Here is an 18,612-nt window from a genome sequence, read left to right as displayed (position 1 = left end):
AGGCACACTGTCATGTCCTCTTCCGTACTGACCCGCTGGGAGCCCGAGAATAAGGTCTTCTGGCAAAGCCAGGGCGAGCGCATCGCCTACCGCAACCTGTGGATCTCGATCCCGGCGCTGATGCTGGCCTTCGTGGTCTGGATGCTGTGGAGCGTGGTCGCGGTCAACCTCGACCGCGCCGGCTTCCAGTTCACCAAGAACCAGCTGTTCTGGCTGACCGCGCTGCCGGCGCTGTCCGGCGCCACGCTGCGCATTTTTTATTCATTCCTGGTGCCGGTATTCGGCGGGCGGCGCTTCACCGCGATCTCCACCGCACTGCTGCTGATCCCCGCGCTGGGCATGGGCTTCGCGCTGCGCGACCCGTCCACCGGCTATCCGACGCTGCTGGTGCTGGCGCTGCTGTGCGGGCTGGGCGGCGCCAACTTCAGCTCGTCGATGGCCAATATCAGCTTCTTCTTCCCGAAGGCGAAGAAGGGGCTGGCCACCGGGCTGAACGCGGGCATCGGCAACCTCGGCGTGTCGGTGGTGCAGTTCGTCACGCCGCTGGTGGTGTCGATCGCCGTGTTCGGCGCGCTCGGCGGCGAGCCGCAGCAGTACACGGCCAACGGCGCCACGCATGACCTGTGGCTGCAGAACGCGGGCTTTGTCTGGGTGCCGTTCATCATCGTGTCGGCACTGGCGGCGTGGTTCGGCATGCATGACATCGCGGATGCCAAGGCATCGTTTGCCGAGCAGGCGGTGATCTTCAAGCGCAAGCACAACTGGCTGATGTGCTGGCTGTACGTGGGCACCTTCGGTTCGTTCATCGGCTTCTCTGCGGGGCTGGCGCTGCTGACCAAGTCGCAGTTCCCCGGCGTCAATCCCACCGCTTATGCCTTCCTGGGGCCGCTGGTAGGCGCGCTGACGCGTCCCGTGGGTGGCTGGATCTCCGACAAGCTGGGCGGCGCGCGGGTCACGCTGTGGACCTTCGTCGGCATGATCGCCGCGGTGTTCGCGGTGCTGGCGGCGCTGCCGCATGACGGCGCCGGCGGCAACTTCACATTCTTCCTGGCCGCCTTCATCGCCTTGTTCGCGCTGACCGGCATCGGCAACGGCTCGACCTTCCGCATGATTCCGGTGATCTTCCTGACCGAGCGCCAGCGCGCTGCCGCGGGCAAGGGCGACGCGGCACAGAAGCAGGCATTGCAGGACGCCGGCAAGGAATCCGCCGCGGTGCTGGGCTTCTCCGGTGCGATCGGCGCCTACGGCGGCTTCTTTATCCCCAAGAGCTTCGGCACCTCGCTGGAGCTGACCGGCGCCGCCGACGCCGCGCTGTATTGCTTTATCGCCTTCTACCTCAGCTGCGTGCTGGTGACGTGGTGGCACTACGCGCGCCGCAACGCGCCCATGCCCTGCTGACCCTGTCACCAGTACCGCCGGCCGGGCTAGTTCTTCCGAACTAGTCCCGCGCCCGGCGCCTAGCCCGATCGCCATGCGGCGGCTGTTCCACCAGCGAATTGGCTGCCGCCCGCCTCCCCCATAAGCTGAGAGTGTCCCTGCAAAGCTCCTGAAACCACCGGAGCGCCCGCAGCAAAGCACTCGCGGAGAACAAAGCAATGAGTCATTTCCTGGATCGACTGAAGTTCATGTCGCGCGTCAAGTCCACCTATGCGGACGGCCACGGCGCGGTGGTGAACGAAGACCGCAAGTGGGAAGACGGCTATCGCAGCCGCTGGCAGCACGACAAGATCGTGCGCTCGACCCACGGCGTGAACTGCACCGGCTCCTGCTCGTGGAAGGTCTACGTGAAGAACGGCCTGATCACGTGGGAGACCCAGCAGACCGACTATCCGCGCACGCGCCCGGACCTGCCCAACCATGAGCCGCGCGGCTGCCCGCGCGGCGCCTCGTACAGCTGGTACGTCTACTCCGCGCAACGCGTCAAGTACCCGATGATCCGCGGCCGCCTGATGGAGATGTGGCGCGAGGCCCGCAAGACCATGGATCCGATCGCCGCGTGGGAATCGATCAGCCAGGATCCGAAGAAGGCCGCGCGCTACAAGAGCGTGCGCGGGCAGGGCGGCTTCGTGCGCGCCGACTGGAACACCGCCACCGAGATCATTGCCGCGGCCAATGCCTTTACCGTGAAGAAGTTCGGTCCGGACCGCGTGATCGGCTTCTCGCCGATCCCGGCCATGTCGATGGTGTCGTATGCCGCCGGCGCACGCTACCTGAGCCTGCTCGGCGGCGCCTGCCTGTCGTTCTACGACTGGTACTGCGACCTGCCGCCGGCCAGCCCGCAAGTGTGGGGGGAACAGACCGACGTGCCGGAATCGGCCGACTGGTACAACTCCACCTACCTGATGGTGTGGGGCTCGAACGTGCCGCAGACCCGCACGCCCGACGCGCACTTCTACACCGAGGTCCGCTACAAGGGCACCAAGACCGTCGCGGTGTCATCTGACTTCGGCGAGATGGTCAAGTTCGGCGACATCTGGCTGGCGCCGAAGCAAGGCACCGACGCCGCGCTGGCGATGGCCATGGGCCACGTGGTGCTGAAGGAATTCCACGCCAGCGGCAAGTCCGCCTACTTCCGCGACTACGTGAAGCAGTACACCGACATGCCGATGCTGGTGCTGCTGCGTGACAACCAGGGCACGCTGGTGCCCGACCACTTCCTGCGCGCGTCGCACCTGGCCGACAACCTCGGCGAAGCCAACCATCCCGAGTGGAAGACCCTGCTGGTCGACGACGCCACCGGCGAGATCGTCGCGCCCAACGGCTCGATCGGCTTCCGCTGGGGCGAAGGCGCCCACAACGGCGGCGAGAAGGTCGGCCGCTGGAACCTGGAGATGAAGGACGGCGGCAGCGGCCGCCCGGTCGAGCCGCGCCTGTCGCTGCTCGGCAATGAAGACGAGGTGGTGGAAGTGGGCTTCCCCTACTTCGGCGGCGAACACGATGAACTGCTGCGCCGCCGCGTGCCGGCACGCCGGCTGACGCTGGCCGATGGCAGCACTGCGCTGGTGGCGACCGTGTATGACCTGCAGATGGCCAACTACGGCGTGGATCAGGGACTCGGCGGCCCGAACGTCGCCGCCTCGTACGACGATGACGTGCCCTACACCCCCGCCTGGCAGGAAAAGCACACCTCAGTCCCGGCCCGCCTGGTGACGCAGGTTGCGCGCGAATTCGCCGACAACGCCGACCGCACGCAGGGCAAGAGCATGGTCATCGTCGGTGCCGCGCTCAACCACTGGTACCACAACGACATGATCTACCGCGGCATCATCAACCTGCTGATGATGTGCGGCTGCATCGGCAAGAGCGGCGGCGGCTGGGCCCACTACGTCGGCCAGGAAAAGCTGCGCCCGCAGTTCGGCTGGGCACCGCTCGCCTTCGGCCTGGACTGGTCGCGCCCGCCGCGCCAGATGAACGGCACTTCGTTCTTCTACAACCACACCAGCCAGTGGCGCCACGAGAAGCTGGGCGTCGACGAGATCCTGTCGCCGACCACCGACCGCAAGCGCTATGACGGCCTGTCGCTGCTGGACCTGAACGCGCGCTCCGAACGCATGGGATGGCTGCCGTCGGCACCGCAGCTCGGCACCAATCCGCTCGACGTGGTCGATGCGGCCGAGCGCGCCGGGCAGGACCCGGTCGCCTACACGGTCGAGCAACTGAAGTCCGGCGAGCTGCAGTTCGCCTGCGACGATCCCGACAACCCGGCCAACTTCCCGCGCAATATGTTCGTGTGGCGCTCCAACATCCTGGGCAGCTCGGGCAAGGGGCATGAGTACTTCCTGAAGTACCTGCTGGGCACGCAGAACGCCGTGTTCGGCGACGAGAACGACGCCATCAAGCCGAGCGAAGTCAACGTGCGCCCGGCCGCCGAAGGCAAGCTGGACCTGCTGACCGTGCTGGATTTCCGCATGAGCACCACCTGCCTGTACGGCGACATCGTGCTGCCCACCGCCACCTGGTACGAGAAGGACGACCTCAACACGTCCGACATGCACCCGTTCATCCACCCGCTGTCCGAAGCCGTGCAGCCGCTGTGGGAAAGCAAGACCGACTGGGAGATCTACAAGGCCATCGCGAAGAAGTTCAGCGAGATCGCCGGGCCCTACCTCGGCACGCGCAAGGACCTGGTGTGCACGCCGCTGCTGCACGACACCCCGGGCGAACTGGGCCAGCCGTTCGAGCCGAAGGACTGGAAGGCCGGCGAGTGCGACCTGATCCCCGGCAAGACCGCGCCGTCGATGACCGTGGTCGAACGCAACTACGCCGACATCTACAAGAAATTCACCTCGATCGGGCCGCTGCTGGACAAGCTCGGCAATGGCGGCAAGGGCATCAACTGGAACACCCAGCATGAAGTGAAGGAGATCGGCCACCTCAGCCACACCGTCAAGGAGCCCGGCGTCAGCCAGGGCCGCCCGCGGCTGGAAAGCGCGATCGATGCCGCCGAGATGATCCTGACCTTCGCGCCCGAGACCAACGGCCATGTCGCCGTCAAGGCGTGGGAAGCGCTGTCGAAGATCACCGGCCGCGACCACACCCACCTGGCCGAAGGCCGCGAGCACGACAAGATCCGCTTCCGCGACGTGCAGGCGCAGCCGCGCAAGATCATTTCCGCGCCGACCTGGTCGGGCCTGGAATCGGAAGAGGTCAGCTACAACGCCGGCTACACCAACGTGCATGAGCTGATCCCCTGGCGCACGCTGACCGGCCGCCAGCAGTTCTGGCAGGACCACCGCTGGATGCTGGACTTCGGCGAAGGCGCGTGCGTGTACAAGCCGGCCATCGACACCAAGACCGTGGCGCCGATGCTGGGCAAGAAGCCCAACGGCAACCCGGAGCTGGTGCTGAACTGGATCACGCCGCACCAGAAGTGGGGCATCCACTCCACCTACTCGGACAACCTGCGCATGCTGACGCTGTCGCGCGGCGGCCCGCACGTGTGGATCTCGGAGACCGAGGCCAAGGCCAACGGCATCCGCGACAACGACTGGGTCGAGGTCTTCAACGTCAACGGCACGCTGACGGCGCGCGTGGTGGTGTCGCAGCGCGTGCCCAAGGGCATGTGCCTGATGTACCACGCCCAGGAAAAGATCGTGAACGTGCCCGGCGCCGAGACCAGCGGCATGCGCGGCGGCATCCATAACTCGGTCACGCGCGCCGTGACCAAGCCCACCCACATGATCGGCGGCTACGCGCAGCTGGCCTACGGCTTCAACTACTACGGCACCGTGGGCAGCAACCGCGACGAGTTCGTGATCCTGCGCAAGATGAAGAAGGTCGACTGGCTGGAAGGGCCGCTCGTGGAAAAGACTGAGAAGGAAGGAGCCTCGCAATGAAGATCCGTGCCCAGGTGGCCATGGTGCTGAACCTCGACAAGTGCATCGGCTGCCATACCTGCTCCGTGACCTGCAAGAACGTCTGGACCAGCCGCGACGGCGTCGAGTACGCCTGGTTCAACAACGTCGAGACCAAGCCCGGCATCGGCTACCCCAAGGAATGGGAGAACCAGGACAAGTGGCAGGGCGGCTGGAAGCGCAACGCCGACGGCACGCTGGAGCCGCGCCAGGGCGGCAAGCTGAAGATCCTGGCGAACCTGTTCGCCAACCCCAACCTGCCGCAGATCGACGAGTACTACGAGCCCTTCACCTACGACTACGAGCACCTGCAGAAGGCGCCGCTGGTGCAGACCCCGCCCACCGCGCGTCCGGTCTCGGTGCTGACGGGCCGCAAGATGGAAAAGATCGAGTGGGGCCCGAACTGGGAAGACGACCTCGGCGGCGAATTCAGCTCGCGCGGCCGTGACAAGCTCTTCGACGACGTGCAGAAGGAGATGTACTCGACCTTCGAGAACACCTTCATGATGTACCTGCCGCGCCTGTGCGAGCATTGCCTGAACCCGGCCTGCGTGGCCTCGTGCCCGTCGGGCTCGATCTACAAGCGCGAGGACGACGGCATCGTGCTGGTCGACCAGGACAAGTGCCGCGGCTGGCGCATGTGCATCTCGGGCTGCCCGTACAAGAAGATCTACTTCAACTGGCAGAGCGGCAAGGCCGAGAAATGCCTGTTCTGCTATCCGCGCATCGAGGCCGGCCAGCCCACGGTCTGCTCCGAGACCTGCGTCGGCCGCATCCGCTACCTCGGCGTGATGCTGTACGACGCCGACCGCATCGAGCAGGCGGCATCGGTGGCCGATGAGCGCGACCTGTACCAGTCGCAGCTCGACGTCTTCCTCGATCCGCACGACCCGGCGGTGCAGGCCGAGGCGCTGCGCCAGGGCATCCCGCAAACCTGGCTCGATGCCGCGCGCAAGTCGCCGGTCTACAAGATGGCGTGCGAGTGGAAGATCGCCTTCCCGTTGCACCCGGAGTACCGCACCCTGCCGATGGTCTGGTATGTCCCGCCGCTGTCGCCGATCCAATCCGCGGCCGAGGCTGGCCACATGGGCATGAACGGCGTGATCCCGGACGTCAAGAGCCTGCGCATCCCGGTCAAGTACCTGGCCAACCTGCTGACCGCGGGCGACGTGATGCCGGTACTGTCCGCACTGGACCGCATGCTGGCGATGCGCGCGTACAAGCGCTCGCAGGTGGTGGACGGCGTGCAGGACCTGGGCGTGCTGGAGCAGGTGGGCCTGACGCCCGCGCAGGTCGAGGACATGTACCAGACCATGGCCATCGCCAACTACGAGGACCGCTTCGTGATCCCGTCCTCGCACAAGGAGATGGTCGAGGACAGCTTCAACGACAAGGCCAGCTGCGGCTTCACCTTCGGCAACGGCTGCTCGGGCGGCGCCTCGGACGGCTCGCTGTTCGGCAAGAAGCCACAGGGCAGCGTCCACTTCGCCGACATGCCCAAGTCGCGCAAGAAGGCAGTGATGAGCTGATGCCTGCCACGAACCGCACGGAGAACAACATGCCCCTCTATCCCATCCTCAGCGCCCTGCTCGGCTATCCCGAGCAGGAACTGCTCGACGCCCTGCCCGAGATCGACGCCGCGCTGGCCGAATGGCCGCAGGCGCGCGAGCTGCTGGCCCCCGTGACCGGCCTGCTGCGCAGCGAGTCGCTGATCGCGCTGCAGGAGAACTACGTCGCCACCTTCGACCGCAACCCGGCGCACTCGCTGCACCTGTTCGAGCACGTGCACGGCGAAAGCCGCGACCGCGGCCAGGCCATGGTCGACCTGATCGACGAGTACCGGCGCGAAGGCTTTGAACCCGCCGCGTCCGAGCTGCCCGACTACGTGCCGCTGTTCCTGGAGTTCCTCGGCGCGCTGGTGGCCGACGGCAAGGAAGCGCGCGCCGAGCAATTGCTGGGCGACGCGATCCACGTGCTGGCCGCGATCGGCGAGCGCCTGGCGCGCAACGAAAGCCCGTACGCCGGCGTGTTCGCGGTGCTGCGCACGCTGACCGACGTGCAGCCGCAACCGCAGCAGGAGCCGCCGGTGCGGGATATGGATGAAGCGCTGGAGACCTTCGGGCCGGGGGCTGATGGCGTGGAGCCGTTGCTGGCGCCGCAAGGCGGGCCGCAGGCGGTGAAGTTCTATCCGCGTGGCACGGCGCCGGTGCCATTGCCTTGCTGAAATGCTTACGCGAGCCGACTGTTTGCTCCCCTCCCCCCTGAGGGGAAGAGGGAACACAGTCGGCAACAGCGAAGACACAGGCAAGCCAAACACACGATCGATCCTAGCGAGCTAACACACCATGGCAACCCTCCACCAATTCCTCTACGGCATCTACCCGTACATCGCTGCCGCCATCTTCCTGTTCGGCAGCCTGGCCCGCTTCGAGCGCGAGCAATACACCTGGAAGACCGACAGCTCGCAGGTGCTGTACCGCGGCAACCTGCGCACCGGTAACATCCTGTTCCACGTCGGCATCCTCGGCCTGTTCTTCGGCCACCTGGTCGGCCTGCTGACGCCGGTGGCGGTGTGGGATGCGCTGGGTGTCTCGCACGGCTTCAAGCAGGCCGTGGCAATGGCCGCCGGCGGCGTGATGGGCACCATGTGCCTGGCCGGCCTGCTGATCCTGCTGCACCGCCGCCTAACCAACGCCCGCGTGTCGGCCGTGACCCGCACCGGCGACAAGGTGCTGCTGCTGTGGCTGCTGGTGACGCTGCTGCTGGGCCTGTCCACCATCTTCGAATCCGCCAGCCACATGGACGGCCACATGATGGTGCAGCTGATGACCTGGGCACAGCACATCGTCACGCTGCGCGGCGATGCCGCCAGCTATATCGCCGATGCGCCGCTGCTGTTCAAGGCGCACCTGTTCATGGGCATCACGCTGTTCGCGATCTTCCCGTTCACGCGGCTGGTGCATGTGTGGAGCGGCTTCGCCTCGGTCGGCTATCTCGGCCGCGCCTGGCAACTGGTGCGCAGCCGCTGAGCGCCGCCACCCGACAAGGAGAAACAGCATGCCTGTCACCGTCAACGGCGTGGAACTCCGCGACGCCGATATCGAACGCGAGCTGGACCACCATCACGATGCCGCCAACCCGGCGCGGCTGGCCACCATCTCGGCCATCCTGCGCCAACTGGTGCGCACCGAAGCCGACCGCATCGGCCTTGCCGCCGAAGGACTGGACGACGACGCCCTGGCGCTGGCCCTGCTGGAACGCGAGGCCGGCATCCCCGAGCCCGACGAAGCCAGCTGCCGCCGCCACTACGACAGCCGCCCCGAGCGCTTTCGCGACGGCGAATGGGTCGAGGCCGACCATATCCTGTTCCAGGTCACGCCGCGCGTGCCGCTGGACGCGCTGCGCGAGATTGCCGCGCAGACGCTGGCACTGGTGCGCGGCGATCCTTCCACCTTTCCCGAGCACGCCCGCGCGCTGTCCAACTGCCCGAGCGGCGCCAACGGCGGCCGCCTTGGCCGCGTGTTCCGCGGCGAGACCGCGCCGGAATTCGAGCGCGCGCTGTTCGCCGGACAGCAGGACGGCGTGCTGCCGCATTTGCTTGAGACCCGTTATGGCCTGCATATCCTGCGCATCCTGGAACGCTGCCCCGGCACGCGCCTGCCCTTCGATGCGGTGCGCGGCGACATTGCCCGCGCCCTGGCCAGCGCCGCGCGCGACCGTGCCTGGAAGCAGTATGCCAGCCTGCTGATCGGGCGCGCGCGCATCGAAGGCATCGAGCTGGAGGGCGCCGACAGCCCGCTGGTGCAGTAGCGCCCGGACGCCGCCATGCATCACATCGAACAACTGCTCAAAGGTTTCGAACGCTTCCAGCAACGCTATTTCGACGACGAGCCCGGGCTGTTCGACACGCTGCGCACGGGCCAGCGGCCGCCCACGCTGCTGATCGGCTGCAGCGATTCACGCGTCGATCCTGGCCTGCTGCTGGGCTGCGATCCGGGCGAGCTCTTTACCGTGCGCAATATCGGCAACCTGGTGCCGCCCTGCACCGGCCGCCATGAAGGCAGCCTGCACGGCGTATCCGCGGCGATCCAGTTTGCCGTGCAGCAGCTGCGCGTGGCGCGCATCATCGTGATGGGCCACGGCGGCTGCGGCGGCATCCGTGCCTTGCTGGCGCAGCCGGCCGACGCCGGCGACCATCCGCCCGACGAAAGCGAAGACCCCGACTACATCGGCGCCTGGGTGCGCATCGCGGCACCAGCGCGCAGGCAGCTGGAGGAAACCCTGGCCGCGGCCAGCGCCGCCGAGCGCCAGCGCACCTGCGAACAGGCGGCGATCCTGGTGTCGCTGCGCAACCTGCAGACTTTCCCGTTCGTGCGGCGCGCACTGGAGGCCGGCACGCTGACGCTGCACGGCTGGTACTTCGACTTGCAGGCCGGCGCGCTGCTGGCCTATTCGCAGCGTGCCGACAGCTTCCTGCCGCTGGTGTGCCCGCTGCCCGCCCAAACTGAACTCCGCGAACCCTGCGAACCCTGACCCCATGCATCCCTTCATCCTTGGCATTACCGGCACCTCCGGCAGCGGCAAGACCACGCTGATCACGGCACTACTGCCGTGGTTCCGCGCGCAGGGCCTGACCGTCAACGTGATCAAGCACAGCCATCATCCGCTGGAACTGGAGCCGCCGGGCAAGGACAGCGCGCGCTTTCGCGCCGCCGGCGCGGCCGAGGTGATGGTGGCATCGCCCTATCGCTTCGCCATCGTGCGCGAACTGGCCGACGAGGCCGAGCCGACGCTGGCCGAGCAGGTGGCGCGCCTGCGGCCGGCCGATATCACGCTGGTGGAAGGCTTCCGGCGCGAGGCGATTCCGCGCATCGAGGTCTACCGGCCGGCGCACGGGCGCGCGCCCTACTACCCGGGCGACCCTTCGATCGTCGCGCTGGCCAGCGATGCGCGCATGGACACGGTACTGCCTTGCATGGCCCTTGACGACATTGCACAGGTGGGGGGCTTCATCCTCGCCATGAAGGACGAGGCGGGGGCGGCGAGCGCGGCCGCCGCGTTCAGTCGCTCGCGCGACGGTGCAACGGCCATATGACGTTCACGGCCTCACCGTCGTTGCGGTAGGCGTGGCAGGTGTCCAGTATCCAGGGCCGGGGTACGGGCTCGTCTCCCGCCAGCTTGGCATGCCACGGCGACTGTTCGCGCTGGACCGACATGATGGTCTGCATCGCGGTGGTGGCCAGCGGCCCCAGCAGCTCGGTCAGGTGGGTACAGCCCTTGGCGCCCCCCAGGCGCGCCCTGGCCTGCTGCCGGAAGCCGCCGCCGATGCGCAGGCCCTCGAGCTGCCGATAGGCGGCGTTGATCTCCGCGCAGTATGGCGTCGGGCCGGTCTCGGTGCGGGCCTCGAAGCGCCGGATCACCAGGTCCGCGTCGATCGTCATGCACAGGCGCATCTGGTGAATGAAGCCCCCGTCGGGCACGCTGACAAAGGGCAGTTCGGTGGCGTCGGCGGAAATATCATCCATATCGGCCTCGATGTCATAGAGGCCATCGTCGCGCAGATAGCCGCGGCATTGGATCTGGCGGGTGTGACGCAGCGTGCGTCCGGGTTGGGGCGTGGGGGCTGTTTCCATGCGTGTTTCCGTCGGGCTTCTGGTATTGCCGGTCATGATGGACGCTAGCGGCGCCGGAATCGCCCCCCAGTATCGGGTGGCGCGGCTCCAGTGCCGCGCAGGATCGCCGCCAGATGGCTACCAGCTGCTGTCCGGGCTGCCCGCGCCGGAGGCACGGTGGCTGGCAAAGTGCTCCAGCAGGAAATCCACCAGCGCCCGCACCTTGTCCGGACGATGGTTGCGCGCCGGGAACACCAGGTGGATATCCGCGGGCGCGAACTGCCATTGCGGCAGCACCCGGCGCAGGGCGCCGCTGCGCAGGGGCTCCGCAACATCCCACTCGGAGCGCACGATCAGGCCCTGGCCATCGAGCGCCCAGGCCAGCGCCGACTCGCCGTCATTGGTGCTCATGGTGCCGCGGACCTTGACGGTCTCCTGCTGCGCGCCATGGCGCAGGTGCCAGGTGCCGAAGGTCTCGTCGGCTTCGCGGATGAAGATGCAGTTGTGCCGCGCCAGCTCGCGCGGGCTTGACGGCTCGCCCCGCGCTTTCAGGTAGGACGGCGCGGCACAGAGCAGGCGGCGGTTGTTGGCCAGCAGGCGCGCCGTCAGCCTCACGTCCGGCATCTCGCCAAAGTGGATCATGGCGTCCAGGCCCTGCTCGACCAGGTTCAGGGGCCGGTCGGTCAGGTAGAGCTGGACTTCGATGTTCGGAAAGCGGCGCGAGAACCCCGACAGCGCCGGCGCGATATGCCGCCGTCCGAAGCCGAGCGTTGCGCCGATCTTCAGCAAGCCGTGCGGGGTGCTGCCGGTACCCGCGATCGATCGCTCCAGTGCCTCCATCTCCGCAAGGATCCGCGCGCCCTCCACCAGATAGCTTTCCCCTTCCGGCGTCAGGCTGATGCGGCGCGTGGTCCGGTGCAGCAACCGGACGCGCAGCCGTGCCTCCAGCCCCGCCAGCCGCTTGCTGACCGCGGGCGGCGTCACGCCAAGCTCCTGCGCCGCGCCGGCCAGGCTGCCGTGCTTGTTGATGCACGCAAAGAACGCGACGTCCGAGAGGTTATCCATTAGTGAATATCAGGAAACAAAGAAGTAACTGAGTTTGAATTATGTGCCCCTGGGTGAATGATACGATGGTTTCCATAACGATTCCTAAACCAGGAGACACCCATGAAAGTTGCCCACCTCACGGCCTTGCTGCTGTGTGCCGCGTCGATCGGCACGGCCGCGGCCCAGTCCTATCCCCAGCGCCCGGTACGCCTGATCGTGCCGTACGCCCCGGGCGGCAGCGCAGACATCGCCGCCCGCCTGGTCTCGGATGCCTGGTCGAAGAGCCTGGGCGGCACCATCGTGGTCGAGAACCGTGCCGGCGCCGGCGGCAATATCGGCGTCGATGCCGTGGCCAAGGCCGCCGCCGACGGCTACACCATCGGCCTGCAGACGGTGTCCCTGGCCATCAACCCGGGTCTGTTCCCGCGCATGCCGTATGACACGCTGAAGGACCTGGCCCCGATCGGCATGGTCGCCAGTTCGCAGCATGTGCTGGTGGTCAACAACAACGTGCCCGCCAGGAACCTGCAGGAACTGATCGCCGCTGCCAGGGCCACGCCGGGCAAGCTGACCTACGGGTCCGCGGGCAACGGCAGCACCTTCCATATGTCGGCCGAGCTGTTCAAGTCGGTGGCCAACGTCTCCATCGTCCACGTGCCGTACCGCGGCGGCGGCCCTGCCCTGGTCGACACCATCGCGGGCCAGGTCGACATGAGCTTCCCGGTGATCTCGGCCGCGCAGCAGCATGTGCAGGGCGGCAAGCTCAAGGCGCTCGCCGTCACCGGCAGCAAGCGCGCGCCGCAGTTGCCCAATGTGCCGACCGCGGCCGAGGCGGGCCTGCCCGGCTATGCCTTCGAGACCTGGTTCATGGTGTTTGCCCCGGCCGGCACGCCCAGGCCCGTGATCGACAAGCTGAACGCGACGCTGAACACCGCGCTGGCCGCCCAGGCAACCCGTGAGCGCATGCTCAAGGAAGGCTTCGAGCCCACCCCGACCACGCCCGAGGCCGCCCGCCAGCGCCTGGAAAAGGAGATGCCCGTGTGGGCCAACCTGATCAGGCAGCGCGGCATCACCGCGGAATAACGACAGACAAGGCAGTTGCCATGACCCCCAAGACGCTATACCAGAAGCTGGTCGACTCCCATACCGTGGCCAGGATCGACGACGACAATGTGCTGTTGTACTGCGACCTGCACCTGATGAACGAGTACACCAGCCCGCAGGCTTTCGCCGGGCTGCGTGAACAGGACCGCGGCGTGCTGGTGCCCGGCCAGAACGTCTCGGTGGTCAGCCATATCATCCCGACGCACCCCAGCGCAATCCGCGTGATCGCGGACCCGGCCTCGGCGCTGCAGGCCACCAACCTGCGTGCCAATTGCGAGCGGCACGCGATCCCGCTGTTCGACACCAACGACACGCTGCAGGGCATCGAGCATGTGATCGCGCCCGAGCACGGCATGATCCGGCCGGGCATGGTGGTGATCTGCGGCGACAGCCATACCACCACCTATGGCGCGCTCGGCGCGCTGGGCTTCGGCATCGGCACCTCCGAGGTCGAGCATGTGCTGGCCACCCAGACGCTGGTCTACCGGATGGCCAGGACCATGCGCATCCGCGTGGACGGCAAGCTGCCCGCCGGCACCACCGCCAAGGACCTGATCCTCAGGATCATCGGCGCGATCGGCGCGCAGGGTGCGCGCGGCTATGTGGTGGAGTACTGCGGATCGGCGATCCGCGACCTGAGCGTCGAGGCACGCTTCACGCTGTGCAACATGACCGTGGAGGCCGCGGCGCGCGGCGCGCTGATCGCGCCGGACGCGGTCGCCACCGACTATGTGCTGCGCCGCGCCGTCGATATCGAAGGCCCGCAGCGCGACGCCGCGCTCGGCTACTGGGCGACTCTCCAAAGCGATGCTGACGCCGTGTTCGACATGGACTTCGTGTTCGACGCAAGCGAGATCGAGCCCTACGTGACCTGGGGCACCAGCCCGGACCAGGTGCTGCCGGTGTCCGGCCAGATCCCGTTCCCGGAAGACCAGCTCGATGAGGCCGAGCAGCGCTCGGTCGAGCGCGCGCTGGCGTACACGCACCTGCAGCCGGGCGCCGCGCTGGCAGGCACGCCGATCCAGCACGTCTTCATCGGCTCCTGCACCAACGGCCGTATCGAGGACCTGCGCGCGGTGGCCAGCGTGGTGCGCGGCCGCAAGGTGGCCGCCGGGGTCCGGGCCATGGTGGTGCCCGGATCGGGCGCGGTCAAGGCCCAGGCCGAGCGCGAGGGCCTGGCCGAAGTCCTCACCGCCGCCGGCTTTGAATGGCGGCAACCGGGCTGCTCGATGTGCCTGGCCATGAACGACGACGTGCTCGCCGACGGCGTGCGCTGCGCTTCCACCACCAACCGCAATTTCGAGGGCCGGCAGGGACGCGGTGCCATCACCCACCTGATGAGCCCGGCCATGGCCGCCGCGGCCGCCGTCACCGGCGTCATCACCGACGTCCGCAAGCTGGAGATCACCCATGCCTGAACCCACCTGCATCGCCGGCAAAGGCGCCGCCATCCGCTTCGAGAACCTCGATACCGACCAGATCATCCCCAAGCAGTTCCTGCGCGGGATCGACAAGGCCGGGCTGGCCGAAGGCATCCTCTACGACCACCGCTTCGATGCCAGCGGCGCGCCGCGCCCTGGCTTCGTGCTGAACCGGCCCGAGTACGCCGGCACCAGCATCCTGGTAAGCGGCGCCAACTTCGGCTGCGGCTCCAGCCGCGAGCACGCCGTCTGGGGCCTGCAGCAATTCGGCATCCGCGCCGTGATTGCGCCGAGCTTCGGCGAGATCTTCTATTCGAACGCGATGAACAACCGGCTGCTGCTGGTGATGCTGCCGCGCGAGGTGATCGAGCAGTTGATGAACGACGTGGACGCGGACGCGGGCAACACCATCAGCATCGATGTCGGGGCGATGCGCGTGCGCACCCCCTCCGGCAACTACGCCTTCGAGCTGTCGGCACGGCACCGCCGCATGTTTATCGAAGGGCTGGACATGATCGGCCTGTCGCTGCGGCAGCGCGGCGAGATCGAGCAGTTCATCCAGCAGTACCAGAGCGCGTTCCCGTGGACAACGAACGTGGCCAGGCGCACGCGCGACCGCCTGGGCGCGACCTGAAGCATGCCCTTGCAAGCGCATCGCCTTCACGGTGCGCTTGCACCATAGCAACCACAAGCATCAACCACCCCACACTTCGTTCCCGCACCACCGCCGTCGTTTGATGCCAGTCAATTCCATGTCGTCAGTGTGTCCGCATGATTTCCACATGACGACAGGTGCCCGCCACGCAGGCATGGGCACCGCGAAACCGCTTTCCTCACCGCTGATCCACGGCACCCATGAAAGCAAAAAACTGGCTGTACCCGGCAATCGCGGCACTGCCGCTCTCACTCTGGCTCGGGCTGCCACATGCAGCCACCAAGGCAGAACCGAAAGCGGAACAGAAGGCCGCCATCCCCACCCTAACTGCCGCTGAGTTCGACCACGCCCGGCAGATCTACTTCGAGCGCTGCGCCGGCTGCCACGGCGTGCTGCGCAAGGGCGCGACCGGCAAGGCGCTGACGCCTGACATCACCCGCGCACGCGGCACCGAGTACCTGAAGACCTTCATCAAGTACGGCAGCCCCGCCGGCATGCCCAACTGGGGCACCTCGGGCGACCTCTCCGACAAGGAAGTCGACCTGATGGCGCGCTATATCCAGCTCGACCCGCCGACCCCGCCCGAGTACTCGCTGGCCGATATCGAAAAAAGCCGCAAGGACATCCTGCCGGTGGCCCAGCGCCCGACCAGGAAGATGAACCAGTACAACCTGGACAATCTCTTCTCGGTCACGCTGCGCGACGCCGGCGAAGTGGCGCTGATCGACGGCGACAGCAAGCAGATCATCAATATCGTCAAGACCGGCTACGCGGTGCATATCTCGCGCATGTCGGCGTCCGGGCGCTACCTGTACGTGATCGGCCGCGACGCGCGGCTGGACCTGATCGATCTGTGGCTGCCCAAGCCCGATATCGTCGCCGAAGTGAAGATCGGCATGGAGGCACGCTCGGTCGAGACCTCCAAGTACAAGGGCTATGAAGACAAGTATGCCGTGGCTGGCTCCTACTGGCCGCCGCAGTACGTGATCATGGAAGGCGACACGCTCAAGCCGCTCAAGGTGGTCTCCACGCGCGGCATGACCGTGGACAACGAATACCACCCCGAGCCGCGCGTGGCGGCCATCGTCGCCAGCCATTTCCATCCGGAGTTCGTGATCAATGCCAAGGAGACCGGCAAGATCCTGATGGTCGACTACTCGGACCTGTCCAACCTGAAGACCACCACGATTGATTCAGCCAAGTTCCTGCATGACGGCGGCTTCGACGCCACCGGCCGCTACTTCCTGGTGGCCGCCAATGCGTCCGACAAGATCGCCGTGGTCGACACCAAGGAGAACAAGCTGGCCGCGCTGATCGACGTGGGCAAGACCCCGCATCCGGGGCGCGGCGCCAACTTCACGCATCCGAAGTTCGGCCCGGTCTGGACCACCAGCCACCTTGGCGACGAGACCATCAGCCTGATCGGCACCGATCCGGCCGGACACCCCGCGCAGGCGTGGAAGGTGGTGCAGACCATCAAGGGCCAGGGCGGGGGCTCGCTCTTCATCAAGACCCACCCGAAGTCGTCCAACCTGTGGGTCGACACGCCGCTGAACCCTGACGCCAAGCTCAACCAGTCGGTGGCGGTGTTCGACACGCGCAACCTGGAAGCCGGCTACAAGGTGCTGCCGATCGCCGACTGGGCCGACCTCAAGGGCGCGGGCGCCAGGCGCGTGGTGCAGGCCGAGTACAACAAGGCCGGCGACGAGGTCTGGTTCTCGGTCTGGGGCACCAAGGACGGCGAGTCCGCGCTGGTGGTGGTCGACGACAAGACCCGCACGCTCAAGACCGTGATCAAGGACAAGCGCCTGATCACCCCGACCGGCAAGTTCAACGCCTACAACACGCAGCACGACGTGTACTGAGCCGGCGCCACCATGCGTAATCACATCGCCTGGCGGCGCGCTGCACTGGCAGGGCTGGCAACAGCCCTGCTGGGTGCAGCGCCCGGCGCGGCGGCCCAGCCCAATCCTGCCCGGCAGGCGCAGCTTGCGCACTGGCTGCGCGATGACTGCGGCGCCTGCCACGGCATGACGCTGCGCGGCGGGCTGGGCCCGCCGCTGACGCGCGAGGCACTGTCCGGCAAGCCGCCCGAGGGCCTGGTGGCCACCGTGCTGTACGGCCGCCCCGGCACCGCGATGCCGCCCTGGCAACCCTTCATGACGCAGGATGAAGCCCAATGGCTGATCGATCGACTGCAGGCCGGCAAGCCACCGGCCGCCTCGCCGCAAGGCAACTGATCCGCGGCCTGGCCGCGGCCTTGTGCGCCACCGTTGCCGCCGCGCTGGTGGCCGGTTGTGCCAGCGCCGTGCGCGGCACCGGCGACCTGGGCGTGGTGGTGGAGCGCGCCGCCGGACGGCTGCAGATCGTCGAGACCACCGGCATGACCCGGCTGGCAACCGTGGAAGGACTGGGCGATTTGTCCCACGCCAGCGTGGTGTTCTCGCGCGATGCACGCTACGCCTATGTCTTCGGCCGCGACGGCGGCCTGACGCGCGTGGACCTGCTCGGCGCCCGCATCACCCACCGCGTGCTGCAGGCGGGCAACAGCATCGGCGGCGCGATCTCGCAGGATGGCCGCGTGGTGGCCGCGCAGAACTACGCGCCCGGCGGCATCCGCCTGTTCGACGCCCAGACGCTTGAGCCGCTGGCGGAGCTGCCGGCCATCGGCAATGACGGCCGCCGCTCCAAGGTGGTGGGCCTGGCCGACCTGCCCGGCCGCCGCTTTGCCGCCAGCCTGTTCGAATCCGGCGAGGTCTGGATCATCGACGCCAGCGATCCGCGCCAGCCGCAGGTGACACGCCTGCCCGCCGGCCGCGAGCCGTACGACGGACTGGCCACGCCCGACGGCCGCTGGTACCTGGCCGGGCTGTTCGGTGAGGACGGCCTGGCGCTGGTCGACCTGTGGCAGGCGCCACTGCAGTCGCGCCGCGTGCTCTCCGGCTACGGCCGCGGCAGCGCGCCGCTGCCGGTCTACAAGATGCCGCACCTGCGCGGCTGGGCCATGGCCCAGGGCATGGCCTGGCTGCCGGCGATCGGCCGTCATGAGGTGCTGGTGGCCGATCCCGCCAACGGCTGGCAGCAGGCCGCGCGCGTGGCCCTGGCCGGCCAGCCGGTCTTTGTGATGGCACGACCCGACGGGCGCCAGGTCTGGGTCAACTTCGCCTTCCCCCACAACGACACGGTGCAGGTGATCGACACCGCCACGCGCCAGGTGGTGCGCACGCTGCATCCCTGCCGCGGCGTGCTGCACATGGAGTTCACGCCCAAGGGCGAGGCGCTGTGGCTGTCCTGCCGCGACGACGACCGTGTCGAGGTCTACGACACCGCCAGCCTGGCGCGAATTGCCACGCTGCCCGCCGACAACCCCAGCGGCATCTTCTTCACCGTGCGCGCGCAACGGTTCGGCATGTAAAGGG

The 18,612-nt window shown here is 67.4% G+C and carries 16 protein-coding genes; 14 read left to right on the top strand and 2 right to left on the bottom strand.

Annotation, left to right across the window (positions count from 1 at the left end; genetic code table 11):
* Positions 1-12 precede the first annotated feature (12 nt).
* The 8 genes from AC3WLE_RS08755 to mobB all read left to right on the top strand — a co-directional run bounded on the left by AC3WLE_RS08755 (position 13) and on the right by mobB (position 10,449).
* Positions 13-1,398: a NarK family nitrate/nitrite MFS transporter gene (locus AC3WLE_RS08755; RefSeq protein ID WP_492318399.1), complete on the top strand. Its 1,386-nt coding sequence runs from the start codon at positions 13-15 to the stop codon at positions 1,396-1,398.
* A 197-nt stretch (positions 1,399-1,595) separates the two neighbouring features.
* Positions 1,596-5,336: a nitrate reductase subunit alpha gene (locus AC3WLE_RS08750; protein ID WP_492356714.1), complete on the top strand. Its 3,741-nt coding sequence runs from the start codon at positions 1,596-1,598 to the stop codon at positions 5,334-5,336.
* Positions 5,333-6,883, top strand: coding sequence for a nitrate reductase subunit beta (narH, locus tag AC3WLE_RS08745; RefSeq protein WP_010810870.1), 1,551 nt, complete (start codon positions 5,333-5,335; stop codon positions 6,881-6,883). The genes AC3WLE_RS08750 and narH overlap by 4 nt, the downstream gene beginning before the upstream one ends.
* Before the next feature lie 29 nt (positions 6,884-6,912).
* Positions 6,913-7,578: a nitrate reductase molybdenum cofactor assembly chaperone gene (gene narJ, locus AC3WLE_RS08740; RefSeq protein WP_492318397.1), complete on the top strand. Its 666-nt coding sequence runs from the start codon at positions 6,913-6,915 to the stop codon at positions 7,576-7,578.
* A 121-nt stretch (positions 7,579-7,699) separates the two neighbouring features.
* Entirely contained in the window at positions 7,700-8,383 is a 684-nt protein-coding gene (narI, locus tag AC3WLE_RS08735) for a respiratory nitrate reductase subunit gamma (RefSeq protein ID WP_492318396.1), read from the top strand.
* Between the two features lie 28 nt (positions 8,384-8,411).
* Complete coding sequence (locus AC3WLE_RS08730) at positions 8,412-9,164, top strand: peptidylprolyl isomerase (protein ID WP_492318395.1); 753 nt, start codon at positions 8,412-8,414, stop codon at positions 9,162-9,164.
* 15 nt (positions 9,165-9,179) lie between these two features.
* Entirely contained in the window at positions 9,180-9,887 is a 708-nt protein-coding gene (locus AC3WLE_RS08725; RefSeq protein WP_492356715.1) for a carbonic anhydrase, read from the top strand.
* 4 nt (positions 9,888-9,891) lie between these two features.
* Positions 9,892-10,449 carry a molybdopterin-guanine dinucleotide biosynthesis protein B gene (mobB, locus tag AC3WLE_RS08720; protein WP_492356716.1) on the top strand — a complete coding sequence of 186 codons (558 nt, stop codon included), beginning with the start codon at positions 9,892-9,894 and terminating at the stop codon, positions 10,447-10,449.
* Here the strand turns inward: mobB and AC3WLE_RS08715 are convergent.
* Complete coding sequence (locus AC3WLE_RS08715; protein WP_492356717.1) at positions 10,415-10,987, bottom strand: DUF2889 domain-containing protein; 573 nt, start codon at positions 10,985-10,987, stop codon at positions 10,415-10,417. The two genes, mobB and AC3WLE_RS08715, sit on opposite strands and share 35 nt — an antisense overlap.
* Positions 10,988-11,104: 117 nt before the next feature.
* Complete coding sequence (locus tag AC3WLE_RS08710) at positions 11,105-12,031, bottom strand: LysR family transcriptional regulator (RefSeq protein ID WP_492352211.1); 927 nt, start codon at positions 12,029-12,031, stop codon at positions 11,105-11,107.
* Between the two features lie 102 nt (positions 12,032-12,133).
* On the opposite strand from AC3WLE_RS08710, the gene AC3WLE_RS08705 reads away from it, so the two are divergent.
* The 6 genes from AC3WLE_RS08705 (at position 12,134) to AC3WLE_RS08680 (ending at position 18,608) form a co-directional block, all read left to right on the top strand.
* Positions 12,134-13,096, top strand: coding sequence for a tripartite tricarboxylate transporter substrate binding protein (locus AC3WLE_RS08705; RefSeq protein WP_492352212.1), 963 nt, complete (start codon positions 12,134-12,136; stop codon positions 13,094-13,096).
* A 20-nt stretch (positions 13,097-13,116) separates the two neighbouring features.
* Complete coding sequence (gene leuC, locus AC3WLE_RS08700) at positions 13,117-14,535, top strand: 3-isopropylmalate dehydratase large subunit (RefSeq protein WP_492356718.1); 1,419 nt, start codon at positions 13,117-13,119, stop codon at positions 14,533-14,535.
* Positions 14,528-15,172, top strand: a complete 645-nt coding sequence (gene leuD, locus AC3WLE_RS08695) for a 3-isopropylmalate dehydratase small subunit (protein ID WP_492318388.1) — start codon at positions 14,528-14,530, stop codon at positions 15,170-15,172. The genes leuC and leuD overlap by 8 nt, the downstream gene beginning before the upstream one ends.
* Before the next feature lie 221 nt (positions 15,173-15,393).
* Positions 15,394-17,058, top strand: coding sequence for a cytochrome D1 domain-containing protein (locus AC3WLE_RS08690; RefSeq protein ID WP_492318387.1), 1,665 nt, complete (start codon positions 15,394-15,396; stop codon positions 17,056-17,058).
* Positions 17,059-17,070: 12 nt separating this feature from the next.
* Positions 17,071-17,433 carry a c-type cytochrome gene (locus tag AC3WLE_RS08685; RefSeq protein WP_492318386.1) on the top strand — a complete coding sequence of 121 codons (363 nt, stop codon included), beginning with the start codon at positions 17,071-17,073 and terminating at the stop codon, positions 17,431-17,433.
* Complete coding sequence (locus tag AC3WLE_RS08680; RefSeq protein ID WP_492352215.1) at positions 17,373-18,608, top strand: cytochrome D1 domain-containing protein; 1,236 nt, start codon at positions 17,373-17,375, stop codon at positions 18,606-18,608. The genes AC3WLE_RS08685 and AC3WLE_RS08680 overlap by 61 nt, the downstream gene beginning before the upstream one ends.
* Positions 18,609-18,612: the final 4 nt, after the last annotated feature.

The organism is Cupriavidus sp. FW306-1B-F12B (assembly GCF_058781795.1).
The sequence above is the reverse complement of the archived record's forward strand: the minus strand, read 5'-3'. Positions and strand labels throughout refer to the sequence as shown.